This is a genomic window from Sphingomonas sp., from assembly GCF_035758555.1.
In the GTDB taxonomy this organism is placed as follows: domain Bacteria; phylum Pseudomonadota; class Alphaproteobacteria; order Sphingomonadales; family Sphingomonadaceae; genus Sphingomonas_B.
In genome coordinates, this window is the sequence record NZ_DASTXI010000169.1 from 1 (window position 1) to 9,930 (window position 9,930).

At 69.2% G+C, this 9,930-nt stretch carries 12 protein-coding genes and 1 pseudogene; 9 read left to right on the forward strand and 4 right to left on the reverse strand.

The genetic code is table 11. The features are described from left to right. Positions 1–60: 60 nt before the first annotated feature. Complete coding sequence (locus VFT73_RS09870; protein ID WP_326410435.1) at positions 61–537, reverse strand: hypothetical protein; 477 nt, start codon at positions 535–537, stop codon at positions 61–63. A gap of 117 nt (positions 538–654) precedes the next feature. Here VFT73_RS09870 and VFT73_RS09875 point away from each other — a divergent pair, with 117 nt between their 5' ends. The 4 genes from VFT73_RS09875 to VFT73_RS09890 all read left to right on the forward strand — a co-directional run bounded on the left by VFT73_RS09875 (position 655) and on the right by VFT73_RS09890 (position 3,858). Beyond that, complete coding sequence (locus VFT73_RS09875; protein WP_326410438.1) at positions 655–1,392, forward strand: Coq4 family protein; 738 nt, start codon at positions 655–657, stop codon at positions 1,390–1,392. A 42-nt stretch (positions 1,393–1,434) separates the two neighbouring features. Next, positions 1,435–2,211 carry a Coq4 family protein gene (locus VFT73_RS09880; protein ID WP_326410441.1) on the forward strand — a complete coding sequence of 259 codons (777 nt, stop codon included), beginning with the start codon at positions 1,435–1,437 and terminating at the stop codon, positions 2,209–2,211. A gap of 20 nt (positions 2,212–2,231) precedes the next feature. Then, complete coding sequence (gene recF, locus VFT73_RS09885; RefSeq protein WP_326410445.1) at positions 2,232–3,293, forward strand: DNA replication/repair protein RecF; 1,062 nt, start codon at positions 2,232–2,234, stop codon at positions 3,291–3,293. 73 nt (positions 3,294–3,366) lie between these two features. Continuing rightward, positions 3,367–3,858, forward strand: a complete 492-nt coding sequence (locus VFT73_RS09890; RefSeq protein ID WP_326410447.1) for a glycine zipper 2TM domain-containing protein — start codon at positions 3,367–3,369, stop codon at positions 3,856–3,858. Position 3,859: 1 nt separating this feature from the next. Here the strand turns inward: VFT73_RS09890 and VFT73_RS09895 are convergent, their stop codons facing one another. The 3 genes from VFT73_RS09895 to VFT73_RS09905 are packed head-to-tail and all read right to left on the reverse strand — an operon-like array spanning position 3,860 to position 5,076. After that, positions 3,860–4,369, reverse strand: a complete 510-nt coding sequence (locus tag VFT73_RS09895; RefSeq protein WP_326410449.1) for a GNAT family N-acetyltransferase — start codon at positions 4,367–4,369, stop codon at positions 3,860–3,862. Between the two features lie 37 nt (positions 4,370–4,406). Then, positions 4,407–4,730 (reverse strand): hypothetical protein, encoded by a 324-nt coding sequence (locus VFT73_RS09900; protein ID WP_326410452.1) that lies wholly within the window; start codon positions 4,728–4,730, stop codon positions 4,407–4,409. Between the two features lie 31 nt (positions 4,731–4,761). Beyond that, the gene (locus VFT73_RS09905) at positions 4,762–5,076 is read right to left on the reverse strand and encodes a hypothetical protein (protein WP_326410456.1); all 315 of its coding nucleotides are present in this window, start codon (positions 5,074–5,076) and stop codon (positions 4,762–4,764) included. Positions 5,077–5,173: 97 nt separating this feature from the next. On the opposite strand from VFT73_RS09905, the gene VFT73_RS09910 reads away from it, so the two are divergent. The 5 genes and pseudogenes from VFT73_RS09910 to VFT73_RS09930 form a co-directional block, all read left to right on the forward strand. Beyond that, positions 5,174–5,944 carry a protein ImuA gene (locus VFT73_RS09910; protein WP_326410459.1) on the forward strand — a complete coding sequence of 257 codons (771 nt, stop codon included), beginning with the start codon at positions 5,174–5,176 and terminating at the stop codon, positions 5,942–5,944. Continuing rightward, positions 5,859–7,382 carry a DUF6504 family protein gene (locus VFT73_RS09915; RefSeq protein ID WP_326410462.1) on the forward strand — a complete coding sequence of 508 codons (1,524 nt, stop codon included), beginning with the start codon at positions 5,859–5,861 and terminating at the stop codon, positions 7,380–7,382. The genes VFT73_RS09910 and VFT73_RS09915 overlap by 86 nt, the downstream gene beginning before the upstream one ends. 161 nt (positions 7,383–7,543) lie before the next feature. Further along, positions 7,544–7,882, forward strand: coding sequence for a P-II family nitrogen regulator (locus VFT73_RS09920; protein ID WP_326410464.1), 339 nt, complete (start codon positions 7,544–7,546; stop codon positions 7,880–7,882). Positions 7,883–8,025: 143 nt separating this feature from the next. Next, positions 8,026–9,438: a type I glutamate--ammonia ligase gene (glnA, locus tag VFT73_RS09925; RefSeq protein ID WP_326410467.1), complete on the forward strand. Its 1,413-nt coding sequence runs from the start codon at positions 8,026–8,028 to the stop codon at positions 9,436–9,438. 220 nt (positions 9,439–9,658) lie between these two features. Continuing rightward, positions 9,659–9,930: pseudogene (locus VFT73_RS09930) on the forward strand (hypothetical protein); the annotation flags it as partial.

The window sequence follows — 9,930 nt, forward strand, 5'->3', positions numbered from 1 at the left end:
GCTCCTATCCACAGGCCAAAATACGCCCCGTCACGCCGATGCTGGATGTGAGTACACACCCTAGTTCGCCGCCACCGTCTCCGCGGCCGGCCGCTTGCAGCCCTTCGTCCGCGCGATGCCGCGGAGATAGCCGCGCCGCGCGATTCCGGCGTCGACGGCAGCGTCGTAGCGGCGCTGCGCCCCGGCGGCCCCGCTGACCTCGCGGATCACGCCGCGGAAGGGAATGAAGCTGCCGACCATGCTTTTCGCGACCGAGGTGGGCGTCAGGCCGTGCTTGCCTTCGGTCCCCGAATCGAAATCGGGGCCGAGCACGGCGTCGAGGCTCGCCAATGCCGTCGTCAGCTGCGCGCAATTGCGGGTGGCTTCGTTCGAATAGGGATCGTCCGCAGCCGATAGCAGCACCGGCGGGATCTCCTTCTTCTTGATGTTCACGTCCTCGACCGGCGTCATTGCCGCGTCTTCGGCGACCTTGGCGGCGGGCTGGGCGAAAGCGGGAGCGGCGGAGCAGAGAGCAACGACCAGGATCGCGGTACGCATCGGATTCCCCCTGTGCAGATCGACGCCACTGTCTCACGCCCTCGCCCCTTGCACAATCGCGGCCCGGCAGCTATACTGACAATCATGTCAGCAACAGTCGCTCAACCTCAACCGCAGATGCTCCCTGTCCCCGGCACCGCCATGCGCCGCGACTGGAAGGGGGCGTGGATCGCGCTTCGCAAGCTGCTCCAGGACGGCAACGACACCGTCCAGGTGTTCAGGATCATGCGCGCGCTGAATGCCGGCAACGGCGCGATGAACTATCACCGCCTGCTCGACACGCCGGGCGGCGGCCGCATCGCCTTTCGCCGCACCGAGCTGGCGGAACTGTTCAGCGATCCCGACTATATCGCGCGCTTCGCGCCCGGCACGGTCGGGGCCGCCTATCGCGATTTCCTGCGCCGCACCGGTTATTCGGCGATGGGGCTGGCGGAGGTTTCGCAGGCCGACAATGTGCCGCACGACGCCGAGCACCCCTATGCCTGGTTCGGCCGGCGCGAGCGCGACATCCACGATATCTGGCACGTGCTGACCGGCTATCAGGCGGACGAGCCGCTTGGCGAAGCGTGCCTGGTCGCCTTTTCCTACGCCCAGACCAGGGGGCTGGGCTGGGCAGCGATCGCGCTCGGCGCCTCGTTGAAGGCAAAGCGCGTGACCGGCCGCTGGACCTTCGCGCGCGCGGTGATCGAAGGCTATCGGGGCGGCAAGCGCGCGGCGTGGCTTTCGGGACAGGATTACGAGCAGCTGATGCACCAGCCGATCGACCAGGTGCGCCGGCGCCTCGGCATTCCCGATCCCGTGCTCTACCGCCGCACCCAGGCGGAGCTGGCGGCAATGGGGAAAACCGGGCTCTGAATCATTGCCGAACGGGCGCTTAGATCATAATTGACGGCTCCGATGGCAACTCTCGCACCCGAACGGCCCGGCAAAACCGAGGCGCCGACCGTCTACGGCACGTCCAGCCGCCGCGACTGGAAGGCGGCGTGGGTCGCGCTGCGCACGCTGCTCGCCGACAGCGACGACACCGTCCAGGCATTCCGCATCATGCGCGCGCTGAACGCGGACACGCCGGCCAAGCAATACCGCAAGCTGCTGCAAAGCCCCGGCGGCGGGCGCATCGCCTATCGGCGCGTCGAGCTGTCGGAGCGGTTCAGCGAGCCCGGCTTCATCGCCGGCTTCGCGCCCGGCACGGTCGGCGCCGCCTATCGCGATTTCCTCGGCCGCACCGGCTATACCGCAATGGGCCTGGCCGACGTGTCGGAAGCGCAGCATCTCGAGGACGAGATGGAGCATCCCTATGGCTGGATCGGCCGGCGGGAGCGCGACGTGCACGATATCTGGCACGTGCTGACCGGCTATCAGGCCGACGAGCCGCTGGGCGAATCCTGCCTGATCGCCTTTTCCTATGCGCAGACCGACGGGCTCGGCTGGGCGGTGATCTCGGGCGGCGCCGCGCTCAAATCGCTGCGCATTACCGGAGAGACCGGCTTCTTCCGCGCCGTCTGGGAAGGATACCGCAACGGCAAGCGCGCCGCCTGGCTGTCCGGCGAGGATTACGAGCAGCTGCTGCACGAGCCGCTCGACCAGGCGCGCCGCCGCCTCAACATCCCCGAACCGGTCCGCTACCTCCGCGCCCAGAAGCGCCTCGCCGAGCAGGGCCTGACGGGGCTGTAATCGTCGGTTAGAGCGGGGCGGTGATCGCCCGCCTGTCCCTCACCGATTTCCGATCCTACGCCGACGCGCTAGTCGCGCCGGGGGCGGGTCTCGTGATCCTGACCGGGGAGAACGGGGCGGGGAAGACCAACCTGCTGGAGGCGGTGTCGCTGCTGGCCCCGGGGCGGGGGCTGCGCGGCGCGGCGCTGTCGGACATGGCGCGGCAGGGCGGGCCGGGTGGCTTTACCGTCGCCGCGCGGCTGGGCGACGGCGTCGAGATCGGCACCGGCGCGCTGGCGTCGGCGCCCGAGCGGCGGGTGGTGCGGATCAACGGCGTCGCGGCGGCGGCGAATGCGCTTGCCGAGCGGCTGTCGGTGCTGTGGCTGACGCCGGCGATGGACCGGCTGTTCAGCGAAAGCGCGGGCGGGCGCCGGCGCTTTCTCGACCGGCTGGTGCTGGCGCTGGAGCCGGGGCACGCGCACCACGCCGCGCGCTACGAAGCGGCGATGCGCGCGCGCACGCGGCTGCTGAGCGGCGTGGAGCCCGCCGACCCCGCCTGGCTGGCCGCGCTCGAAACGCAGATGCACGAGCACGGGCTGGCTGTGGCGGAGGCGCGGGGGCGCACGGTCGCGGCGCTGGCCGGGCGGATCGCGAACGAGCCGGACAGCATCTTCGCGCGTGCCGGGCTGGCGCTGGACGGGTGGAATGCGTCGGCGCCCTGGCCGCTCGCCGCCAATCGCGGCCGCGACGCCGCCGCGGGCCGCGCCACCGAAGGGCCGCACCGGCAGGATCTGCGCGTCACGCATCTCGGCAAAGGGCAGGCCGCCGAACGCTGCTCGACCGGCGAGCAGAAGGCGCTGCTGATCGGACTGGTGCTCGCCCATGCGGCCCTGGTTGCGGAACGGACCGGCCGGCCGCCGGTGCTGCTGCTCGACGAAGTCGCCGCTCACCTCGATCCGCGCCGGCGCGCGGCATTGCTGGACCGGCTCGGCGCGGGCGGCGGGCAGGTGTGGATGACGGGCACCGAGCCGGCGCTGTTCGCCGATGCGCCTGCGGGCGCGGCACGCTTCACGGTCGAGAATGCGGCGATCCGTCCGGCCTGAGCGCCCGGTTTCGTTGCCCGCCGTTCAGCGAAGCGGCGATATGCTGGCGCCATCGGGTTCAACGGAGGAATTCATGCGTACATCTGTTCTGGCCGCCGGGCTTGCCGCGGCGCTGCTGTCGTCGGTCGCCGCGGTCGCCCAGCCGGCACCGCCGCCGCGCTACGACGACCGGTACGACGATCGCTATGACAGCCGCACGATCGACGCGGACATGGACGCGGCGCAGCGCCGGTTCGATGCGGCGCAGGCGCGGTTCGACCGCGAGCGCGACATCTTCGACCGCGAACGCCAGGCCTATGAGGACGCCCGCGCGCGCTACGAAGCGGAGCGGGAGCGGCTCGCGCGCGCCTATGACGGCCCGACCTGGCGCGGCGCCGACGGGCAGGTCTATTGCAAGCGCAGCGACGGCACCACCGGGACGATCATCGGCGGCGTCGCAGGCGCGCTGCTCGGCCGCGCGATCGACGGCGGCCGCCGCAGTGCGGTCGGCACGATCCTGGGCGCCGGCGCCGGCGCGCTGGCCGGCCGCTCGATCGACAAGAACAGCCAGCCGGAGTGCCGGTGACCTAATCTTCCAGGCGCAGGCTCAGCAGGACCAGGTCGTGGACCGCCCCCTGGCGGTCGATGACCTGGCCCTTCAGCAGCGCTTCGTTGCGGAAGCCGCTTTCCTCGAACAGCTGGATGGCGCCGCGCTGGTCCGGCGTCATCTGCGCGACGAGCTTTTTCAGCTCGCGCTGTTCGGCGACTTTGAGCATTTCCTCGAGCAGACGCCGGCCGACGCCCTGGCCGCGCAGCTGCGGCGACACCAGCAGGCGGATTTCGCCGACATGGGTCGACCAGCCGAGCGGATCGCGGACCAGCGCGCAGCTGCCGACGATCGCGTCGCCGTCTTCCGCGACGAAGCTGTCGATGAACCCGTCCTCGACCGCTTCCAGCCAGGCCTCGACGACCTTGCGGTGCTTCAGGTCGCGGCTGAGGAACAGCAGGTCGTGCTCGGCCAGGCCGCGCGCGAAGCGGAGCATCGCGTCGACATCGTCGGGCCGGAAGCGGCGGATCGTGACGGGCAGGTGAGTCAAGGCGCGCGGCTCCGTGCGGCGGCGGGCGGGGCGGAGCTCATCCGCTCTTCTTCGCCGGCTTCTCGGGTCGCTTGGGAGCGGGCGGAGGCTGCTGGTCGGCGATCCGGGCGAGCAGCGTCTCGATCCGGTCCAGCCGCGCCTCGACCCCGCGCAGCCGGGCGGTCATGTCGGCCATGTCCTCGCGGCTCGGCATGTTGGCGGCCTCGAGCGCGCGAGTCATCGCGTCCTTCGCCGCTTCGCGGGCCTTGAGACCGGCATTCGTGGCGCCGGACTTCATCATCTCCGCCCCGAACTGCCCGGCAATGCCCTCCCACTGGCCGAGCATCTCGCGAAAGAAAGTGCCGGGATCGGGTTTGCTCATCCGGCAATCATCGGGGGGCGCGCGACGCCAGTCAAGAACGGTCAGTCGAGTTCGATCCTGGAGAGATCGCGGGCTTGGTGAACGACACGCACGAGAGCCGTTCCATTCCTCGACGTTTGATATCTTCGAGATCGAAACCGCCTTCGATGGGCTCTCCGCTTGCCAAGCCTTCCTTCCATAGGCGACGCAGGCGTTCGGAATCGTCGTGGCGGCAGGAATGCCAGCTGTCGAGCATTTCGGAAACGAGATCGGAAAAGTCCCGATAGCCGCCGGCGGCAATGGCAGCGTCGATTTCAGCCGCCAATTCGCTGCTGATCGGCACTTCGATCTTTCGCACCTCGCCCAATCAGGAATCTCCTTCGCTCGACAAGATATGGACGGCAAGTCGGGGGGCAACCTTCATTGACTCTGTTCCTGCGCGTATAGGAACATAAAGGGAACATATGAGTCGAGTCGTCAGCATGGAACGGGCTTTGCGCCTGGAGCGCCTCCGCGCGGAGGTGCGGGGGATCGCCGCTGCGGGGAAGGACCCGGCGGCGGTGCTGCCGTTCGGCCTGGGCGAGCTCGACGCGCGGCTGGCGGGCAAGGGGCTGGCCGATGCGGGCGTGCACGAGGCCGCGGGCGCGACGGGCAGCTATAGCGACGATGCGGCGGCGACCCTGTTCCTGGCCGGGATCGCCGCGCGGCGCGCGCGGCGGCACGGCACGGTGCTGTGGGCGATCGCGCGGCGCGACCTGTTCGCGCCCGGCCTTGCCCAGGCCGGACTGGGCCCGGACAAGCTGCTGATCGCCGAGGCGGGCAACGATGCCGATGTGCTGGCGGTGATGGAAGAAGGCCTCCGCCACGGCGCGCTGGCCGCCGTGGTTGGCGAAATCGGCCGCGCCGGGCTCACCGAGACGCGGCGGCTGCAGCTGGCGGCAGAGGAGGGCGGCACGATGGCGCTGCTGCTCCGCCGCTGGCGCCGGGACGATCCGCTGGCCGAGCCGTCGAGCGCGCTGACCCGCTGGCGGATCGGCTCCGCTCCCTCCGCACCGCTTTCGATGCCGGGGATCGGCCGCGCCCGCTGGCATGTCGAGCTTGCCCGCCAGCGCGGCGGTCCCGGTTTTTCCCTTTTGCTGGAGGCTTCGGATGCGCAGGGGCGCCTCGCTCTACCTGCCCTTTCTTCCCACCGACCGGATCAGGCGGACCGAACGGACGAACGGCGGGCTGCCTGACAGCCCTCTGGTCACCGCGCAGCGCCTGAAGCAGAGCATGGTGCTCGCCGCCGCGTGCCGCAAAGCCTTGGCGTTGGGCCTCGTGCCCGGCATGCCGCTCACCCAGGTGCGGGCGATGGTGCCGGGGTTGGACGTGCGCCATGCCGATCCTGCCGGCGACGCTGCGCTGCTGGAGCGGATCGGCCGCTTCGTCGTGCGGCGGGTCACGCCGCTGGTCGCGACGGCAGGCGCCGACGGGCTGTGGCTCGACCTGACCGGCGCGGCGCACCTGCATGGCGGCGAGCGCCAGGCCTGCGCCGGGCTGCTGCGTTTCTGCGCAAGGCTGGGGCTCGAGGCGCGGATCGCCGTTGCGAGCAACGGCGCCGCGGCCGATGCGCTGGCACGCTACGGCCCCGAACGGCTGACTCTCTGCCCACAGGACAGCGAGCAGGCGGCTCTTGCGCCGCTGCCGGTCGCGGCATTGCGGATCGAACAGGCGATCGTCGACAGGATGCGCCGGTTCGGGCTGGAGCGGATCGGCGAGCTGGCCGCCGTCGCGCGCGGGCCGCTGGTGCGGCGATTCGGCAAGGATGTGCTGCTGAAGCTCGACCGGGCGCTGGGCCGCGCGCCTGAGCCGTTCGATCCGATCGTGCCGCGCGACGCGCCTGCCGCGACGCTGCGTTTCGCCGAGCCGATCGGCGGGGCGGAGACGATCGCGCGCGCGATCGGCGATCTCCTCGACGAGCTGGCCGAGCGGCTGCGCGAGGCGGGTCTCGGCGCGCGCGCGCTGCTGCTGGTCTGCGAACGCGTCGACCGGCAGCAGCAACGCGTCGCGATCGGCGCCGCCCGCGCCACGCGCGACAAGGCGCACCTGCTGCGGCTGCTCGGCCGCCGGATCGAGACGATCGATCCCGGCTTCGGCATCGATTCGATGCGCCTGGTCGCCGTGCGCACCGAGCCGCTCGGCGCCACGGTGCTTCCCGGCGACTTCGCCGCGCCGAAGCCGGTGCCCGACCTGGCGCAGCTGATCGACCTGATCGCCGGCCGGATCGGGGAGAAGCGCCTCTACAGGTTCAGCGCGGTCGAAAGCGACGTGCCCGAACGCGGCATCCGCCGGATCGGGCCGCTCGACACGCCCATTCCCTGGCCGGATGCCTGGGCGCGCCCGCCGCGCCTGCTGCCCCGGCCGGAGCCGATCGACAATGTCGTCGCCGAGCTGCCCGATGCGCCGCCCCGGCGCTTCACCTGGCGCGGCCGAACCTATGTGCTGGTCGGCGGCGATGGCCCGGAACGCATCTATGGCGAATGGTGGAGGCACGGGCGCGAGCGCGATGCGGTGCGCGATTATTTCCATGTGGAGGATGAGAGCGGCGCCCGCTTCTGGCTGTTCCGCCGCGGCGACGGCGAGGATCTGCGCACCGGCGATCTCAGCTGGTGGATGCAGGGCGGCTGTGGATAAAGCGTCAGCGCATATTCCAACCGCTCGAAACGAACGGAGATTTTGAACAGCCGTGGCATTGAGCGGCTGCAACAATGCGACGGATCGCATAAACGCCGCTTGCGACTCGTGGCGAGGCACGTCATGATTTGTGCAGCGCACAATAAGCGGGGGCTTCCTGCGTGAAGAAGATCGAAGCGATCATCAAGCCGTTCAAGCTCGACGAAGTGAAGGAGGCCCTGCACGAAGTCGGCGTGTCCGGCATCACCGTGACCGAGGCGAAGGGCTTCGGCCGGCAGAAGGGCCATACCGAGCTCTACCGCGGCGCCGAATATGTCGTCGACTTCCTGCCCAAGGTGAAGCTGGAAGTGGTCGTCGATGATGGCCTGGCCGAGCGCGTCGTCGAGGCGATCGCCGCCGCCGCCCACACCGGCCGCATCGGCGACGGCAAGATTTTCGTTTTGCCGGTTGAAACCGCCCTGCGCATCCGTACTGGCGAACGCGACGCCGACGCTCTCTGATTCTCTCCCCTCCCTGAAAGGGAGGGGCCGGGGGTGGGTAGCGAGCGACAGCGAGCACTTTCGGCCACTGAGTTTTGCCCGGCCTGCGGCCGGCACCCACCCCTAACCCTCCTTTTCAGGGAGGGGAATTGATGGAGAAGACAATGCCCGCCACTGCCGCCGACATCCTCCAGCGCATTCAGGACGAAGAGATCGAATGGGTCGATCTCCGTTTCACCGATCCGAAGGGCAAGTGGCAGCATCTGTCCATGGTCGCCGGCGTGATCGATGAAGACGCGCTGACCGACGGCCTGATGTTCGACGGCTCGTCGATCGCCGGCTGGAAGGCGATCAACGAAAGCGACATGATCCTGAAGCCCGACCTGGACGCGGCCTATGTCGATCCGTTCAGCGCGACGCCGATGCTGATCCTGTTCTGCGACATCGTGGAGCCCTCGACCGGCGAGCTCTACAGCCGCGACCCGCGCTCCACCGCCAAGCGCGCCGAGGCGTATCTGAAGAACACCGGCATCGGCGACACCATCTATGTCGGTCCCGAGGCCGAGTTCTTCCTGTTCGACGACGTCCGCTTCGAAAACAGCTATGCGACCAGCTATTACCGGATCGACGACATCGAGCTGCCGACCAATTCCGGCCGCGAATATGAAGTCGGCAACCTCGCGCACCGGCCGCGCGCCAAGGGCGGCTATTTCCCGGTCGGGCCGGTCGACAGCGCGGTCGACATCCGCGGCGAGATGGTCTCGACCATGCTCGAAATGGGCCTGCCCTGCGACAAGCACCATCATGAGGTCGCGGCGGCGCAGCACGAGCTCGGCCTGACCTTCGGCACGCTGGTCGAGACCGCCGACCGGATGCAGATCTACAAATACGTCGTGCATCAGGTCGCCCAGGCCTATGGCAAGACGGCGACCTTCATGCCCAAGCCGATCAAGGACGATAACGGCTCCGGCATGCACACCCATATGTCGATCTGGCAGTCGGGCAAGCCGCTGTTCGCCGGCAACGGCTATGCCGGCCTGTCGGACATGTGCCTGTATTTCATCGGGGGCGTCATCAAGCATGCCCGCGCGTTGAACGCCTTCACCAACCCCACCACCAACAGCTACAAGCGGCTGGTGCCGGGCTATGAAGCGCCGGTGCTGCTCGCCTATTCGAGCCGCAACCGCTCGGCCTCCTGCCGCATCCCTTATGGCGCCGGCTCCAAGGCCAAGCGGGTCGAGTTCCGCTTCCCGGATGCGCTCGCCAACCCGTATCTCGCCTATGCGGCGCTGCTGATGGCCGGCCTGGACGGCATCCAGAACCGCCTCCACCCCGGCGACGCGATGGACAAGAACCTGTACGACCTGCCGCCGGCCGAGCTCGCCGACGTGCCGACCGTCTGCGGCTCGCTTCGCGAAGCGCTCGACGCGCTCGAAGCCGATATGGACTTCCTGCTGAAAGGCGACGTGTTCGGCCGCGAGCAGATCCAGGCCTATGTCGAGCTGAAGCGCGAGGAAGTGGCGCGGTGGGAGATGACGCCGTCGCCTGTAGAATTCGACATGTATTACAGCAGCTAGGTCCGGAACTCATACAAGCCGCTCTTTCGTCACCCCGGCTCAAGGCCGGGGTGACGAAAGACAAAAATCAGCCGACCTGGAGCGAGTTGGCGTCCTTGGCTCCTTCAGCCCGAACGGGGTTGGAGCGTTTGCGCACTCTCGATTCCGCGCCGCAACCGCGCTGGCCTTTTCGCCGCATCCGCGCAATCATCCCCGTCCCGCGTGAAAAAGGGGAAATCGCGTGCGCAAGGCTCTCGTCATCGGAACCGCTCTCCTCGCCGGCGCCTGCGGAGGCGGGGGCTCGACCCCCACGCCGACGCCTACCCCGCCAGCATCGAACCAGCCGCCGGCATTCACGTCCGCCGCCACCGCCGCCGTCGCCGAGAATGCGCAAACCAGCATCTACACCGCGACCGCGACCGATCCTGAAGGCGCGCCGCTGACCTACAGCATCGGCGGCGGCGCCGACGCCGCGCGCTTCACGATCACGTCCGGGGGCGCCCTTTCGTTCGC